General features: G+C 63.7%; 11 protein-coding genes. 5 read left to right on the top strand and 6 right to left on the bottom strand.

Going from position 1 to position 16,006, the window contains the following annotated elements:
- Nucleotides 1-22 precede the first annotated feature (22 nt).
- Complete coding sequence (locus ACYCVF_RS11165; RefSeq protein ID WP_459602538.1) at nt 23-1,447, top strand: amidase; 1,425 nt, start codon at nt 23-25, stop codon at nt 1,445-1,447.
- 30 nt (nt 1,448-1,477) lie between these two features.
- Nucleotides 1,478-2,752, top strand: coding sequence for an aminotransferase class III-fold pyridoxal phosphate-dependent enzyme (locus ACYCVF_RS11160; RefSeq protein WP_459602536.1), 1,275 nt, complete (start codon nt 1,478-1,480; stop codon nt 2,750-2,752).
- A 12-nt stretch (nt 2,753-2,764) separates the two neighbouring features.
- On the opposite strand, the gene ACYCVF_RS11155 is transcribed toward ACYCVF_RS11160, so the two are convergent.
- The 4 genes from ACYCVF_RS11155 to ACYCVF_RS11140 form a co-directional block, all read right to left on the bottom strand.
- Complete coding sequence (locus ACYCVF_RS11155) at nt 2,765-3,382, bottom strand: DsrE family protein (RefSeq protein ID WP_459602534.1); 618 nt, start codon at nt 3,380-3,382, stop codon at nt 2,765-2,767.
- A 23-nt stretch (nt 3,383-3,405) separates the two neighbouring features.
- A complete protein-coding gene (locus tag ACYCVF_RS11150; protein ID WP_459602532.1) occupies nt 3,406-3,954 on the bottom strand; it encodes a hypothetical protein in 549 nt (182 codons plus the stop codon).
- Nucleotides 3,955-4,031: 77 nt separating this feature from the next.
- The gene (locus ACYCVF_RS11145) at nt 4,032-5,075 is read right to left on the bottom strand and encodes a TAXI family TRAP transporter solute-binding subunit (RefSeq protein WP_459602530.1); all 1,044 of its coding nucleotides are present in this window, start codon (nt 5,073-5,075) and stop codon (nt 4,032-4,034) included.
- Nucleotides 5,076-5,139: 64 nt separating this feature from the next.
- Nucleotides 5,140-6,768, bottom strand: a complete 1,629-nt coding sequence (locus ACYCVF_RS11140; protein WP_459602528.1) for a coiled-coil domain-containing protein — start codon at nt 6,766-6,768, stop codon at nt 5,140-5,142.
- A 786-nt stretch (nt 6,769-7,554) separates the two neighbouring features.
- On the opposite strand from ACYCVF_RS11140, the gene ACYCVF_RS11135 reads away from it, so the two are divergent.
- On the top strand, nt 7,555-8,943 hold the full coding sequence (locus ACYCVF_RS11135) for an MFS transporter (protein ID WP_459602526.1): 1,389 nt from the start codon (nt 7,555-7,557) through the stop codon (nt 8,941-8,943).
- A gap of 42 nt (nt 8,944-8,985) precedes the next feature.
- On the opposite strand, the gene ACYCVF_RS11130 is transcribed toward ACYCVF_RS11135, so the two are convergent.
- Both ACYCVF_RS11130 and ACYCVF_RS11125 read right to left on the bottom strand, forming a co-directional pair.
- Nucleotides 8,986-11,181, bottom strand: coding sequence for a hypothetical protein (locus ACYCVF_RS11130; RefSeq protein WP_459602524.1), 2,196 nt, complete (start codon nt 11,179-11,181; stop codon nt 8,986-8,988).
- A gap of 203 nt (nt 11,182-11,384) precedes the next feature.
- Nucleotides 11,385-13,004: a B12-binding domain-containing radical SAM protein gene (locus ACYCVF_RS11125; protein ID WP_459602522.1), complete on the bottom strand. Its 1,620-nt coding sequence runs from the start codon at nt 13,002-13,004 to the stop codon at nt 11,385-11,387.
- A 331-nt stretch (nt 13,005-13,335) separates the two neighbouring features.
- Here ACYCVF_RS11125 and ACYCVF_RS11120 point away from each other — a divergent pair, with 331 nt between their 5' ends.
- Nucleotides 13,336-13,785: a (2Fe-2S)-binding protein gene (locus ACYCVF_RS11120; protein ID WP_459602520.1), complete on the top strand. Its 450-nt coding sequence runs from the start codon at nt 13,336-13,338 to the stop codon at nt 13,783-13,785.
- Nucleotides 13,786-13,796: 11 nt separating this feature from the next.
- Nucleotides 13,797-15,983 (top strand): xanthine dehydrogenase family protein molybdopterin-binding subunit, encoded by a 2,187-nt coding sequence (locus tag ACYCVF_RS11115; RefSeq protein ID WP_459602518.1) that lies wholly within the window; start codon nt 13,797-13,799, stop codon nt 15,981-15,983.
- The last annotated feature ends 23 nt before the right edge of the window (nt 15,984-16,006 follow it).

The raw sequence follows: 16,006 nt of genomic DNA, 5'->3' as shown, positions 1-16,006 counted from the left end.
ACCTCGGTGGATGGCCGAAAACATGAACGACTTGCACGCCGAACTGGGTTACGCAACCGCGCTGGAGTTGAAGGCGCGCTTTGAACGCCGCGAGCTCTCGCCGGTAGAAGCCGTATCCGGCGTCCTCGACCGGATCGCGGCGCTCGAGCCGGCGATCAACGCGTTTTCCGTGGTGATGAGAGACGACGCATTGGCGGCAGCACGGGAATCCGAGCGGCGCCTGCGCAGCGGAGAGGCTCGGCCTCTCGAAGGAATTCCGGTCACGATCAAAGACGCCTTCGGCGTGGCCGGCTACGAAACGGCGACCTGCACGCATGCGCTGAAGGGCCCTGTTGCCCGCGAGGATAATATCGTCGTGGCGCGCCTGCGCGATGCCGGCGCGATCATTCTCGGCAAGACCACGATGTCCGAATTCGGCTGGTCCGGCATCAGCCGCAATCCGGTGACGGGCGTGACGCACAACCCATGGAAACGCGGCTTCAATGCCGGCGCCTCGTCTGCAGGCGCAGGCGCAGGTGCAGCGGCCGGCTACGGACCGCTGCACCTCGGCTCTGATGGAGCCGGCTCGATCCGGATGCCGTCCCATTTCTGTGGCGTCTTCGGCTTGAAGCCGACCTTCGGCCGGGTCCCCTATGCGCCGGTCTCCAACAACGACTACGCCACCTATATCGGCCCGATGACGCGAACCGTTGCCGATGCCGCGCTGATGCTGGAGACAATGGCCGGGCCGCATCCGCTCGACCACACGTCCTGCGAAGCGGCACCCGATGCCTATCTCGCAAAGCTCAAGACCTCGATGAAGGGCAGGCGCATCGCCTTCAGCCCCGACCTCGGTCACGCCCGTGTCGATGACGAGATCGCAGGGATCGTCGCATCCGCGGCCAAGGTCTTTGCCGGAGAGCTTCAGGCCGAAGTTGAGATCGTGACGCCGCCATGGGGACCGCAGGGACCGGAACTCGGGCGTTTTTTCTGGGCGGCTCTCTGGGGGCGCCGGGCCGGACTGCTGCCGGAATGGGAGGGCAGCATGGGCAGTGACCTCGTCGCCTGCATTCGCGAGGGAGCCAACTATTCCGCGACCGAGTACATGAACATGCGCGAGCGCAAATACGCGTACGTCGCCGAGATATCGAGCTTCCTCGAGGATTGGGATTATCTCGTCACGCCGGTCGCCTCGGTTGCGGCCTTTCCCGTCGAGCGGGTCAGGCCGGAACATTGGCCCGAGCACGATTGGGATTGGCTTGAATGGGCGGAATTCCTCTATCCCTTCAACATGTCGAGCCACCCTGCGGCGAGCGTGCCTTGCGGCATGACCCGCGCCGGCCTGCCCGTGGGCCTGCAGATCGTCAGCCGGCGCTTCGACGATCTTGGCGTCCTGCAGGCAGCCGCCGCCTTCGAGGCTGCAATGCCGTGGAGACAGCGTCGTCCCGACATCGCGATGCCGAGCTGACGCACGGCCCCAAATCCGACAGGACAATCCATGATGAGAAATTCGAAGGACTCCGAACTGCGCGAACGCGCACGGCAAGTGATCCCGAAGGGCATGTATGGTCACGAATCGGTCGCCCTTCTTTCAGAGGACTTTCCGCAATTCTTCTCGCGAGCCGAGGGAGCTTATCTCTGGGACTGCGATCACAACCGTTACGTCGACTACATGTGTGCGTTCGGTCCCAATCTGCTCGGATACCGGCACCGCGGTGTCGAGGAAGCGGCACGGGCTCAGGCCGCGATGGGAGACACCATGACCGGTCCCTCCGAGGCCATGGTCGTGCTTGCGGAAGACCTCGTATCGATGATCGGGCATGCGGCCTGGGCCATGTTCTGCAAGAACGGAAGCGATGCGACATCGATGGCGATGGTGACGGCACGGGCTTATCGGGATCGCCGCAAAATTCTCGTCGCGAAGGGCACCTATCACGGCGCTGCCCCCTGGAATACTCCCAACATGAAGGGCATCACGGCGGAGGATCGGGCTCACATCATCTATTTCGACTACAACGACCTCGACAGTGCGACGGAGGCGTTTCGCAAGGCCGACGGCGACGTCGCTGGCGTCTTCGCGACGCCATTCCGCCATGAGACGTTCAACGACCAGTACGCGCCCTCCGCCGAATATGCGCTTGGACTGAGGAAGCTCTGCGATGATGCGGATGCGTTGCTGATCCTCGACGAGGTACGCACCGGCTTTCGGCTCTCGCGGGACTGCAGCTGGTCGGTGCACGGCGTTCAGCCCGATCTCAGCGCATGGGGCAAGGTGCTCGCCAACGGCTACCCGATCTCGGCCCTTCTCGGCTCGGAAAAGGCGCGCAGCGCAGCGTCCAGCATCTACGTCACGGGATCCTTCTGGTTCTCCGCCGTGCCGATGGCGGCGGCGATCGCGACCCTGCGGGAGATCCGGACAACCGACTATCTCGAACGGATCGTCGCCAATTCCACGCGGCTGCGCGCCGGGATCGCGGCGCAGGCCTCGGCACATGGCATCGCGGTTCGTCAGACCGGACCGTCGCAGATGCCCCAAATCCTGTTCGACGACGATCCTGACATGCGGAAGGGTTACTTTTGGGCCGGCTTTGCAGTTCGATCCGGGGCCTATCTTCACCCCTATCACAACATGTTCTTCAACGCCGCCCTGACGACTGATGACATCGACAACACGCTCGACATCACCGATCAAGCCTTCGCCGAACTGAAGCGGCGCCTGTCCTCCCTGCCCGCCCAGTCGAACGAGTTCGTGCTGCAACGCCTCGGGCGGTGAAGGCGCCGGACCTCACGGTTTGACGTAGCTCCAGCCCTGTTCCTGCAGCTCCATGACGCGGACGACACCGGATTTGACGACGGTGGCCTGCGGAATCAGGCTTATGTCCTTGTTCTCAGCCTTACGCATATTTTCCTGCGTGTTGCCGCACGCCTTGAAGGCGATTTCGGGATGGCTCATCGCGAGGACCTCGATGCGCGGCTTTACCGGCGAGGTGTCGTCACGCAGCATGTTGAGCCCCGGACCAAAGGTGACGACCTCGATCGACACTGGTTCGCCGAGATCCCGGTAGTATTGCGCGACGTTGGTCGCATTGTTGAGTGTGAGGTTCATCATCGCAGGTTCGTTGGAATTAACCTGTAGTATCAGCCGATGTGGCTTCGTGGCGATCTCGGGTTTGGCCATCTGAGCCAGCGCTCTCTCGCTCGCGGGGTTCCGTTTACTCGTGTGATCCTGTCCCGGTTTGCCCGTCTGCTTATGTCTGACTGAATGCTTCTGGCTGCTCGCCTGGATCTTCGCACTCGCCTGCGGGATCGACTGGCTGTCCTGCTGCGCCTGCGCGTTTGATACGCCTGGGAGCAGCATCGCCAGGCCGCTGATGACTGCCATTCCCAACATTGGATTGATCATCTCGTATCTCCCGTTCCTGACCGTCACCGTCCTGGTCTGGCGACGGCATGCGACCATTTGCATGCAGCCCCCACTTTCTCACGCACGTTCTTGAATCCGCTGAGCGGGAATTGTCCCTCTTGCACCGCGCCGGTGCGGGTGGAAAGGCGCACAATGATGTGACCGTCATCCGGTAGCGACCTCAGCAACTGCACGACGTCGCCGCCGAAAGCAACGCCGGAACCGAATGGTGGCGAGGTTGCCGTGAACTGAATTGGCGGCTCCGCATTGAGCTGAAAGGAGACCGCGTATTCGTTGGCGCTGCGTGACACCGCCGGTCCTGCGACGATGACCTCCGTGCGGCTCTTGCGGCAGTGGATCGCGAGTTGCATCGCGGCACCATCCGAGCCGCCAACGGTGGAGGTGGTGGCGGTGACGACCGGTGAGTAGTCGACCGGCGATGTCGTCTCGCTGATCAGCCAGCCATCGTCAGACGCCCGCCGGCCGGGCGGTGGAATCTTGCGTGACAGATCCTGCAGACATTCCAGCCGAGCTTGCCCCGCCATCGCCGAACAGGCCCGAAGTGTTTGCATGGGATCGCTCGTGTTTTGCGCAGAAGCAATTCCGCAGGCCACATTGAAAGCGACGGCGAGCGGAGGCGCGGCACTCTTCATGGCCGCGCCTGTGCACTGCGCGCTTTGCGATCCAGCCAATCCTGCGCGGCCTGGAAGCGGGTGAGCCCTGGCACGGTTGCAGCTAGATTGATCGACTGCCATTTCGGATCGAAGCCAGGTGCCTGCAGTCTGTCGATTCGCGAGAACAGATAGTCGACGAGGCGCGCCACGCGCTGGTAACGATTCGAACGTTGCGGCCAGTTGAACGCGACGAGCGCTGTCGGCACCGCGATGGTCGAGATCCGCTCGCCTTGTCTGATCAGATTGGGATACTCGCTGGCGTCCAGGGTCGCGGGCAGATAATAATCCTCGAACCTCCTGTCGTAGTTGACCGGGAGAAACTTGAATCCGGCCTCCCAGCGGCCCTTTACGAAGGCGTCGACGGGTTTCGATGTAATGAACACGACGGCCGACATCTCGCCCTTACGCATCTGTTCCAGCGCCACCTGATGCGGAACGAATGTCTTGTCGACGTCGATGCCGAGGCGACTGAAGATCATGGGTCCTGAATAGGCGGCTGCGGTGCCCAGCGTGTTGAAGTTCACCTTCTTGCCCGCGAGATCCTGCAGGCTCGTGATCTCAGGCCGCACCAGGATGTGCAGCTCGGATGGGAAGAGATTGAGCAGATACGTGATGCGGCTTCGGATCTGCGGTGCCTGAACCTTGTACTCTTCGAGCGCGTCGGAATTGATGATGGCGGTATCAACGCCACGCAAATACAGCAGCGCGTTCAGGTTATCGGTGGCCCCCCGCGTGACGATCGGCAGGAGATGCAGCTCTGCTCCATCGTCGACGACGCGGGCCATTTCTGCTGCAAGGCGGATGGGTGCGCCCTCGAGCAGACCGCCGGCGAGCCCGACCGTCCAGGCGTTCATCCGGTCCTTATCATTGTCTGGCGGCAGCGGCCTTCGGACGAGTTGAGCATCAGTCTTGGCATTTTTCGCCGTTTGCGCTTCCAAGCAAGCCGTCTGAAGCAGCATCGCGACCGGTAGCAGCCCGGCGAGCAGGAGCAGCGAGAGTGACTTTGGCGCCTTGTTCATGTCGTTCCCTTCCGAGTCAGCAACCGCAAGCTTTCGTTCCGCAGGACTGCAACTTGGTCCAATCTCACCGGCGCAACGCATCCAGCCGTTCCTTCGCTTCGCGAATGCCGCCCCGGTGAGCCTTCGCGTAGAGCTCTCGCGCCTTGGCCGCTTCGCCGCGCGTTCCATAGGTCCCCCAGGCGGACAGAACCGCCGGATCGTATGTTTCCGCGAGCATGAAACTTGCCTGTGCAATGTCCTTCTCAGCCGCGAGCTCGAGCACGATCCGCGCTGCACCGATATTTCCCTGATCGAGCAACGCCCTCGCGCGCGGGAGCAATCGGGCCTCCGCCTCGCTTTGGCTTGCGGCTGTCAGCGGCTCCGCGGCAGTCGCTTCCACGCTCCGCGCCGCCGGCAAGATCGGCCCTTCATTCGTTTGCTCCACCTGGAGGCGCGCGTCGGCTGGGGTCGATGCACGGTCTTTTTGCTTGGCTTCGGTCCCGGTCCGCTCCTGTTGCAGCGACCGCCGGAGCTCGGCAATCTCCCGATTCGCGGCCTCTCTCTGCTGCGCGGCCGCGTCGTTCGCCTCGCGCAATTGCACGTTCCGGGTTTCGATCTCACGGTGCGTTTCCGCGAGTTCCCTCGCCAGCGCGGCTGCATGCGCCTGGACCTCTTCGAGAGCGCGGCGTTGTTGTTCGGCATTGGCTGCTATTGCTTGTGCTGCTTTGGCCCCGGCGAGGAGGTCGGCGCTCTTCTGTCGCTCGTCCTGCAAAGCCTGCCGCAGCTCCGCAACCTCTCGCCCCAGTGCCTCCTTTTGTTCCGCGGCCGCAGCTTCCACCATGAGCGATCCGCGCGGTATTCCGGCGAGTTCGCTCGCGAGCGCGGCAGCGCGCGACTGCGCCTCGTGGCGTTCTTGCTCGGCGTTCGCCGCTGCCGCCTGCGCGGCGTTCGCTTGCTTCACGAGGAGGCCACTTCTTTGCCGCTCCTGCTGCAGGGATTGCTGCAATTCCGCAACCTCCCGCGCCGCCGCATCTCGCTGCTGCGCGGCCACCTCGTCCGCCTGGCGGGATCGCGCATTACCTGCGTCGATCTCGCGGCTGGCTCCGGCAAGTTCGTTCGCAAGCTTGGCGCTGTGGGCTTGCTCCTGTTGAAGTGATTTACGCAGCTCCTCCGCGGCGATGTCCGCCGTCTGCGTGCGCTGGACTGCCTCGGCCAGTTCCTTGTGCGCCTCGGCCAGCTCGTTGACGAGCGCTTCAATGCGCGGCGCGTCTTCGTCCAGCCGCTGCCTAGGCGGCACTACGCTTGCCGGCTCCGCCTGCATCAGGACTCCGGTCGCTTCGCGCTGAAGAAGCGCCGGCGAACCGGTCGAGATTTCCGGCTTCGCGTCGAGGCTGAGCGTGCTCTCGGCGCCGATGTGCGTCATAGTCGGTTGCGCCGTGAATGGCGTGAAGACACCGAACAGGGAAGCCGCGACGAAGACGGCTGGAATCAAAATCGCAGCCACCACGAGCGAACCGCCCGATTTTTCGTCCTCTGGATCGACATCCTCGGCTACGAGATACCAATGGGTCGGCGCGGGTTCGATTGGCGAGCCGTCCTGCCAGACCCATTTACCCGCCTCGGGTGACCAGTGGCCGACCTCAACAGCCCCGGTCGCATCTTCTACCCAGATGTCGTCTCCGCTCCTCGGTGCTGTATCAATTGGTCGGCGCATGAATCACGCCTCTTTCGACGGCAACTCCAATGGAGCCGATTGCCCGGCCTGTTCGCATGGTTGCATCACTCGATGAGAACACGCTTAAATAAATAAGACCTCAGGCGCGCCAGCCGCCCTAAGTTATTTAATTATTAAATAATTTAAATATTTATATATTTCCCCCTTTGCAAAGTCAAATCATTTGCTGCGGAACGCGCGGCGGCCAAAACCCAGGTCAGATCTGGTCGTCGTGAGCCGGAGGCATGGCCGTTCGATCGCTCAATCATTCGACTGACTGAGCACAAACACGCCCGTTCGCGTTGTCGGCAAGGCCTTCCCTTTCGAGAGAGTCCGGGATGCGTTCGTGGCGATGACGACGCGCTCAGCGTTCGGAAAGATGGTCGTCCGGATCAGTTGACCATAGCGACCATAAGGCCAGTGCGCGGCGATGTGCGGATGCGCTGAACTTGCTCTCGAAGGGGACATCGCGCATTCGAGCGAACCCATGCGGGCCTTGTGTCCATCCACGGCAGGATAGCATTCTGCCGGTGTTTTGCCCGACGGGTCAACGCCGCCGCAACGGCGGATGTCGCCTCGGCACAGTTTGAATATCCCTTGTCGATCAAGCCCATCTCTACTGTGCATGGGGTTGTTTTCGCACTTTTGTCCAGGCGCACAGCCGCGGGCGGTGCGCATACACCGCATGCACACGTGTGTCTGTGGTAGGTGGCCCGGCCGTAGTACATGCCGAGAGGCCCCCAGCCCCACCGCTGAGCAAAGCGCGAACGCAATGACAACGACGCAATGACAATCACGTTACCTGCCGCCGCGCGCGATCCCGATCATCCGACAGCCGACGGCCTTCCGCCCGCGCAGCGGCGCTGGGCCATCGCTGCGATCTTCACCGCGCTGGCGATGGCCTCGCTCGACACCGCGATCGCCAACATCGCGCTGCCCGCGATTGCCGCCGATCTTCATGTCACGCCGGAGCAGTCGGTCTGGGTCGTCAACGTCTACCAGATCGCACTGGTCGCGACCCTGCTGCCGCTGGGCGCCCTCGGCGAGATCGTCGGGCACCAGCGCATCTATCTCGGCGGCCTCATCCTGTTCACCATTGCCTCGCTGTTCTGCGCGGTGGCATGGTCGCTGGACAGCCTCCTCGTCGCGCGCACGCTGCAAGGGTTGGGGGCGAGCGGCATCATGAGCGTGAACACGGCGCTGGTACGCTTCGTCTATCCCGGGAGAATGCTCGGCCGCGGCTTCGGCCACAATGCGCTGGTGGTTGCGACCGCCTTCACCTTCGGCCCGTCGATCGCCTCGGCGATCCTCGCGCTCGGCCCCTGGCCCTGGCTGTTCGCCGTCAACATCCCGTTCGGCCTCATCGCCATCGGCATCGGCTTTGCGATGCTGCCGAAGACGCCGCGCGCCGATCACGGCTTCGACTTTCTCGGCGCGATCCTCGCCACCGCCTGCCTCGGCCTGTTCATCACCGGCATCAGCAGCGCCGCGCACAACCTTTCCCCGGCGGTGGTGGCCGCCGAGATCGTCTCGGCCCTCGTGCTCGGAATCGTCCTGATGCGCCGCCATGCCGATCATCCCGCGCCGATGTTGCCGATCGACCTGTTCAGCCGGCCGATGTTCGCGCTGTCGGCGGCGACCGCGGTGTGCTCCTTCGCAGTCCAGGGCCTCGCCTTCGTCTCGCTGCCGTTCTATTTCGAGGACGTGCTCGGCCGCTCGCAGGTCGAGACCGGCTTCTTCATGACGCCCTGGCCGCTGGTGGTCGGCATCATGGCGCCGATTGCGGGGCGCCTCTCCGACCGCCACGCCGTCGGCCTGCTCGGCGGCGTCGGCCTGGTGCTGCTCGGCCTCGGCATGGCGCTGCTCGCGATGCTGCCGGCCAATCCCGCCATCGCCGACATCATCTGGCGGATGGTGATCTGCGGCATCGGCTTCGGCTTCTTCCAGGCGCCGAACATGAAGGCGGTGATGTCGAGCGCGCCGCCGCACCGCAGCGGCAGCGCTTCCGGCATCGTCGCCACCGCGCGCCTGACGGGGCAAACCACCGGCGCGGCGCTCGCCGCAGCCTGCTTCGGGCTCGCGGGCCACAATGGCGCGACATTGGCGCTGGCGCTCGGCGCCGGCTTTGCAGCGCTCGGCAGCGTGATGAGCTTTTTGCGGCTCTCGGTGAAATAGGACGACGATCGCGGTCGCGCGCTCGATTGGCCAGCCCGGCCTTCACGGCGCCTTCTGCGCGATCGGACGGCTCACCACTGCTGCCGCATCGAGCGGCTCGCACGTGACCGCCCGTGTCAGCCTTGGCGGCCCTGACCAACCCGCGGTCTCGCTCACGGGCACAAACGTGCTCCCTTGCGGCGCCAGGATGATCGGCTCCGACTTCAGGCAGAGATCGGGAAAAGCGATGCCATGGCCGCCGGCCTGGGTGAATCGCCCGACCAGCGTCTGCGAGGCCTGCATCCGCGTCGCCGGCGACGCCCGCATCGGACGCTCGGGATCAAACGCGCGGTAGCACGGCCAATCGGTGTGGTTGGGCGCGAAGTCGTAGACGACCCGGCACGCCGCTCCGGCCGATTTCACGAACGGCGTGTTCGAAGGCGCCGCAGCATCGCGTTCGAAAACCAACGTCTGCAGCGTCAACGCTTCCGTCGTCATGCCGGACGTGACGGGCTTGCCCGGCTGGGCCGCGATTTCTCCGCGCGAGAACACCAGCTTGGTTCTGGGTCGCGCGTCCCTGGTCTCCAGCACCAGCACGGGCCTCTCCGCCCAGGAGCGATCCAGGTCCACCTCGCCGTTGGCCATCATCAGTTGCACATTGCCGACGGAGGGCTTGTCCTTGGCGAAATCGATCATGCGAAGGTGCACGCTCGACTTCGCCGCCTCCAGACTCAGGAAGCGCAGGTCGTCCGCCTTGCGCGTGATCGGCATCATGGGATCGAAGCGATCGTCGATGTCGAACCGGACGATCTTCTTCAGCTTGGCCGAGAGAGGGCCTTTTGCGGCGAGCGGCGGTGCAACGTCGATCACAAGCAGTGCGCCTTCGGGCGAGAAGGTATTGCCAAAGGCGCGCTGCCGGGCGGCGGTCAGCAGCGAGTCGGCCTGCTGCGCGATGTCCCGCGCGAAATAGATCTGCTGCCCGGGACGAACCAGCGGAAAGTTCTGAAATGCGCCGAGCGCCGCGCCGTTGCGGACCTCCGTTTCGGGGAAGGTGACGCATTTGGACCGGTCGTCATGGTCGGTCTCCTCGACCTTCCGTGACGTCGAGCGCGAACAGAAGCTCAAATGGTGCTCTGCCGTCTTCTGTGGGCTGGCCGAGGTCGCATAGATGAGATCCGAGCTTCCGGGTACTTCCATCGGAAGCGGAGAGGTGGCGAACATGTCGACCTCCACGCGGGTCAGCGATGGGCCCGCATCGACGGAGCAGAGATCCCGGGTCGGCAAGGTATTGGTGAGGAGTCGCGCCGCATCGGCGCTGACGACACAGGATATGCTGTTCTCCGAGTTGTTCCGGCTCATCCAGATCAGATGATCCTTGCCCGCTCCATCGACCAGGAGATGCGGCGCCGCGTGCCGCCGTCGCGGCGGCAACCAGACCGGCATGGTCTCGGTCAGCATCGGCACGCGCTTCAGCAGCGCGTCCGGCAACCGCGTCACGCCGACCGAGCGCAGTTCGGCGCTGACGGCGTTGGGATCGGTGGTCCACTCCAGAACGGGAACACTTGCGCAGGTGATGCAGGTCACGGCCAGATTGGAGCGGAGGTTCTCGAACATGAGAATGACCTGATCGGGGTCACCGCCGTATTTGGCAGGCAGGATCGCCTTGAATGGATGAGTGACCACGCGGCTGACCTGAAACCCGTGCGACCGCGACGGATCCGAATCAAATTCGAAATAGGTCGATCGGTCCCAGCCGCGATAGGCGTCGTGCCCTCCGACACTCACACCGGCCAGAACCATCTTGGAATCGGTCTGGCAGCGCGCCGCGCTGCTCTCCTGACTGCTGTTTCGTATGTAGACGCACAACCGAAAGGCCGCGTTCTGCAGAATGCGATCGCAATCGTTCTGGTTATAGCCGTAGGTTGCAAGGCCGTGGCGATAGCACAGATCGTGAAAGACGCAGGCCTGCCTGAAGCGCTGCAGGACGAGATGACGCTTCGTGTTAGAATCCCCTCCGCCGTCGAACAATATGTTGGCCCAGGCCGGCAGGCTGCAGTTCAACCCCTCGCCGCTGCCCCCGATGGTACTGACGACGTCAGGCCCCGATTGAAAGTTGGTGACCGTGGCGGGCATCTCGCCATCGGTGATGTCGTCGACGTTCTTGTAGATGGAATCGGCGATGAAGGAAGGCAGATACGCGACGGCCAGAGCCGCAACGGCAATCAGCGCAATCGACCAGCGGATCACCTTCCTGAACATGGCTCAACCCCGCTAATGCCAATCCGGCAATGACGCGGCCGCGCACCGAAATCATGGCGGGGCCGGTGTCGTCCTGATGACGATCAGCTTGAGGTTGTTCGGCTGTCAAGCCGGGATATCACACATGACAGCCACTTTGATTGCCGGAAGGCCTGCCCGGCGGCGCATCAAGGCGCTCCGCGGCTCCCATAGGCTCTCCGGAGTCAGGCCAGATGTCGGACCTCGGTCGCGTCCGCAGCCACGACGGGACTAGGCATTTGCTCGTCCAGCGCGGCCAGGCGCTCATCGATGGCAGCGATCACCTTGCGCGAGAACGGCCCGAGATGCGCATAGGCCGCAATCATCTGCACGGCAATGCGCGCCGATGTCGTGTCGCGCTTGGCGCAATTCATGAAGGTCTGCCACAGCGGACCGCGTGCTTCGGGAAGCGCAGACACCACACGGTGCACGGTCTCCATTGCGCCGAGCTTGGCGCGGATGTCTCCTTCCGCGAGCTCGTGGCGCTGCCGCGAGCGGTCGAGCAGCGTCATCAGGCGGTCAACGCGGCCTGCATAGGCGGCCGGACTGTAGACGTGCTCCAGCACACGCTTGTAGTCCATCAGGATATCACGTAGTGGGCGCACCGGATCGAAATTGATCCCGGCCGTGCATTGATCGGCGCCGATGGTCGGCGCCACATCGTGGCCCGGATGAAGGCGGCCCTCGCGCTCCAGGCGGCGCGTCAGCTGCGTGTTCGGCAAGGCATAGAGCAACCCGACCATGCTGACGGGAATCGCCGCCTCCTCGATGAAGTCGATCATGGCGTCGGCCATCGAGACCTTCTCGTTGTCGAAGCCGACGATGAAACCGGCGGTGACCAGAATGCCGGCGGCGTAGATCTTGTGGATGCTCTCGGCGATGTTGCGTCGCGTATTCTGCTTCTTCCGCATTGCGACCAGCGTCGCCGGGTCCGGACTTTCGATGCCGACGAAGATACCGAAGAAATTCGCCTGCCCCATCAGCTCTAGGAGCTCCGAATCGTCGGCGAGATTGACCGAGGCTTCGGTCGAAAATTCGAAGGGATAGCCGTGCGTCCGCTGCCATTCGGCGAGCTTGGGCAGGAACTGCCGCAGCGACTTCTTGTTGCCGATGAAATTGTCGTCGACGAAGTCGAGATGGCCGCGGTAGCCCATTTGGTAGAGCGTCTCGAGTTCGACGAACATCTGCTCGACCGTCTTGGTCCGCGGCACGCGTCCATAAAGCTCGATGATGTCGCAGAACTCGCAGGTGAAGGGGCAGCCGCGGGAATACTGCACACCGAGATAGAGATAGTCCTCGAATTTGAGCAGGTCGAAACGCGGCACCGGCGTTGTGGTGACATCGGCCTGGAATTTCGGCGCGGTGAAGGTACCGGAGCGTGCACCGCCCTCCCAGGCCGCGATGAAGTCGTCGATGACGCTCTCGGCCTCACCGAGCACTCGGAAGTCGGCCCGCTCATAGATGTGGGGGCTCGATGTGGGATCGGGTCCGCCGACGACCACCGGCTTGCCAGCCGCGCGGCAGAGCTCGATCAGGCGCAGCGTGTCGGCCTGCTGCGGCATCATTCCGCCGGTGAAGACGACGTCGGCCCAGGCGAGATCGTCGTCGCCGAGCGGCGCCGTGTTGCAATCGATCAGCCGGACCGTCCAGCTCTCGGGCAACATCGCTGCAACGGTGATCAGCCCCAAGGGGGCGGCGGGGCGCTTGACGCCCATCACTTTGCAGGATTCGCCAAAGCTCCAGAAGGACTCTGCCGAGAACAGCGGATAGAGCATCAGTACGTTGCAAGGACTCGGCACGTTCATGGAACTCCTTTTGCGTCGGCGCAGTGTATCAAAGCGCCCGCATCTTGCATCCCGGCAAAAGGGACAAACTGTCGCCGCTGCGATCGGTCGGGAACCGGTCCTTTACGGCCGGACGTCGCCTAAAGCCACGGATTGGCGCCCATGGAGAGCCGCCAAGCCGAATCGATTGGGGAAGGCATGAGCCAAAACAACGCCGCGGTCCATACTCAAGCCGCCGCAGGTTCGTGCATCCCGATCACCCCGCGGACTGTTGATTTGAACAGTTCCAGTTTGCCGGACACATTACACCCCTGAGTTCAATCGGTGGATTGGGCCAATCAGGGGACTTGCGATGGCAAATCTAACAATCAACGGAAAAAACTTCACCCTTGACGTCGAGCCGGATACGCCGCTGCTCTGGGCAATCCGCGAGAATGCCGGCCTGACCGGCACCAAATATGGCTGCGGCATTGCACAATGCGGCGCCTGCACGGTTCACATCGACGGCGTGGCGATGCGCTCCTGCGGGATCTCGGTCAGCGAGGCCGAGGGCAAGAGGATCACCACGATCGAGGGGCTCGCATCCGCGGATTCGCTGCACAAGGTGCAAGAAGCCTGGATCGCCCAGGACGTGCCGCAATGCGGCTACTGCCAGAGCGGCATGATCATGGCGGTGGCGGCGCTGCTGAACGAGAAGCCCAAGCCGACCGACGCCGACATCGACGAGGCCATCACCAACATCTGCCGCTGCGGCACCTTCCAGCAGGTGCGCGAGGCGATCCACACGATCGCAAGCGCGTAAGGAGCCGCCCCATGAACAAGCACGTCTCTCCCAACATGAACCGTCGTGCCTTCGTCATCGGCAGCGCTGCCGTCGGCGCGGGCCTTGCAATCGGCTTCGACATTCCCTTCGGCGGCCCCGCCGTGGTCCGCGCCGCCGACGGATCGCCCGAGATCGGCGCCTGGGTCGTGGTCAGGCCCGATGACACTGTCGTGATCCGCATCGCCCGCTCGGAGATGGGCCAGGGCTCGCTGACCGGGCTCGCCCAGCTCGTCGCCGAGGAGCTCGAATGCGACTGGACCAAGGTCACGACCGAATATCCGACCCCGGGCCAGAGCGTTGCCCGCAAGCGCGTCTGGGGCGATTTCTCGACCGGCGGCAGCCGCGGCATCCGCTCGTCGCAGGACTATGTCCGCAAGGGCGGCGCCACCGCGCGCGTGATGCTGATCCAGGCCGCCGCCGATGCGTGGAAAGTGCCGGCCTCCGAGTGCACGGTGTCCAACAGCGTCATCACCCATAAGCCCTCGGGTCGGACCACGACCTACGGCAAGGTCGCCGAGGCCGCAGCCAAGCTGACGCCGCCGGCGGACGTCAAGCTGAAGGATCCAAAGGACTGGAAGCTGATCGGCAAGGGCGTGAAGCGGCTCGACACGGTCGACAAGACCACCGGTGCCATGATCTACGGCGCCGACATCAAGCTGCCGGGCATGCTGAATGCCGCAATCAAGGATTGCCCGGTGTTCGGCGGCAAGCTGAAGAGCTTCGACGAAGCCAAGATCGCCGGCATGAAAGGCGTCAAGAAGGTGGTCAAGGTCGGCGATACCGCAGTCGCTGTCGTCGCAGATACGTGGTGGCACGCCAAGACCGCGCTGGAGGCTCTGCCGATCGTCTGGGACGAGGGTGAGAACGCCAAGGTCTCCAGCGAGTCGATTGCGAAGTGGCTGGCCGAGGGACTGAACGACGCGCAGCCAGCCTATGTCGGCAACAAGAACGGAGATGCGAAGGCAGCGATTGCCAGCGCCGCCAAGAAGATCGAAGCCGTCTACAGTTATCCCTACCAGAACCACGCCACCATGGAGCCGATGAACGCCACCGCGCTCTACACGGCGGACAAATGCGAAGTCTGGTGCGGCACGCAGAATGGCGAGGCGGCCTTCGCTGCCGTGCTGGAGGCCTCCGGCCTGCCGGCGGAGAAGTGCGACGTGCACAAGGTGATGCCGGGCGGCGGCTTCGGCCGGCGCGGCCAGACGGACTACGTCCGCCAGGCCGTCATGATCGCCAAGCAGATGCCGGGCACGCCGATCAAGCTGTTGTGGTCGCGCGAAGAGGACATGGCGCACGGCAGGTATCACCCGATCACCCAGTGCAAGATGACCGGCGCGTTCGACGCCAACAACAATCTGGTCGCGCTGCACTACCGCCTGTCGGGGCAGTCGATCCTGTTCTCACTTCGCCCTGATGCGCTGCAGAACGGCATGGATCCCGTCGCATTCCAGGGCGTTGCCCAATCCGGGGACGCCGCGTTCGGCTACTCGGTGCCGAACCTGTTGATCGAGCATGCGATGCGCAACCCGCACGTTCCGCCCGGCTTCTGGCGCGGCGTCAACGTCAATCACAATGCGATCTACATGGAGTGCTTCATGGACGAGTTGGCCCAGGCCGCAGGCCAGGACCCGCTCGAATTCCGCCGGAAGCTGATGGGCAATCACCCCAAGCACCTCGCGGTGCTCAATGCCGTGGCCGAGAAGATCGGCTGGACCACGCCTGCGCCGCAGGGTGTCTATCGCGGCATCGCGCAGGTCATGGGCTATGGCAGCTATGTCGCCGGCGCCGCCGAGATCTCGGTGACCGACGGCAGCAAGATCAAGGTGCATCGCATCGTCGCCTCCACCGATCCCGGATACATCGTCAATCCTGCGCAGGTGGAGCGGCAGATCGCGGGCTCTTTCGTCTATGGCCTCTCCGCGCTGTTCTATGGTGGCTGCACCGTGAAGGACGGCAAAATCGAGCAGACCAACTTCGACACCTACAACTCGATGCGCATCAACGAGATGCCGAAGGTGGAATCGGTGATGGTGCCGAGCGGAGGGTTCTGGGGCGGTGTCGGCGAGCCGACCATCGGCGTCGCGGCGCCGGCCGTGCTCAATGCGTACTTCGCCGCGACCGGCAAACGCATCCGCTCGGTGCCGCTGCGCGACCAGAACATCACCTTCGCGTAAGAAGAGCTGCGGCGGCCACGCCC

This window comes from Bradyrhizobium cedriense (genome assembly GCF_054602315.1).
This window is presented reverse-complemented; position numbering and strand designations above follow the sequence as displayed.

Coding starts and splice junctions, on each gene's coding strand:
- ACYCVF_RS11165 (WP_459602538.1), top strand. CDS start 23: ATGAACGACTTGCACGCCGAACTGGGTTACGCAACCGCGCTGGAGTTG.
- ACYCVF_RS11160 (WP_459602536.1), top strand. CDS start 1,478: ATGATGAGAAATTCGAAGGACTCCGAACTGCGCGAACGCGCACGGCAA.
- ACYCVF_RS11155 (WP_459602534.1), bottom strand. CDS start 3,382: ATGATCAATCCAATGTTGGGAATGGCAGTCATCAGCGGCCTGGCGATG.
- ACYCVF_RS11150 (WP_459602532.1), bottom strand. CDS start 3,954: ATGCAAACACTTCGGGCCTGTTCGGCGATGGCGGGGCAAGCTCGGCTG.
- ACYCVF_RS11145 (WP_459602530.1), bottom strand. CDS start 5,075: ATGAACAAGGCGCCAAAGTCACTCTCGCTGCTCCTGCTCGCCGGGCTG.
- ACYCVF_RS11140 (WP_459602528.1), bottom strand. CDS start 6,768: ATGCGCCGACCAATTGATACAGCACCGAGGAGCGGAGACGACATCTGG.
- ACYCVF_RS11135 (WP_459602526.1), top strand. CDS start 7,555: ATGACAATCACGTTACCTGCCGCCGCGCGCGATCCCGATCATCCGACA.
- ACYCVF_RS11130 (WP_459602524.1), bottom strand. CDS start 11,181: ATGTTCAGGAAGGTGATCCGCTGGTCGATTGCGCTGATTGCCGTTGCG.
- ACYCVF_RS11125 (WP_459602522.1), bottom strand. CDS start 13,004: ATGAACGTGCCGAGTCCTTGCAACGTACTGATGCTCTATCCGCTGTTC.
- ACYCVF_RS11120 (WP_459602520.1), top strand. CDS start 13,336: ATGGCAAATCTAACAATCAACGGAAAAAACTTCACCCTTGACGTCGAG.
- ACYCVF_RS11115 (WP_459602518.1), top strand. CDS start 13,797: ATGAACAAGCACGTCTCTCCCAACATGAACCGTCGTGCCTTCGTCATC.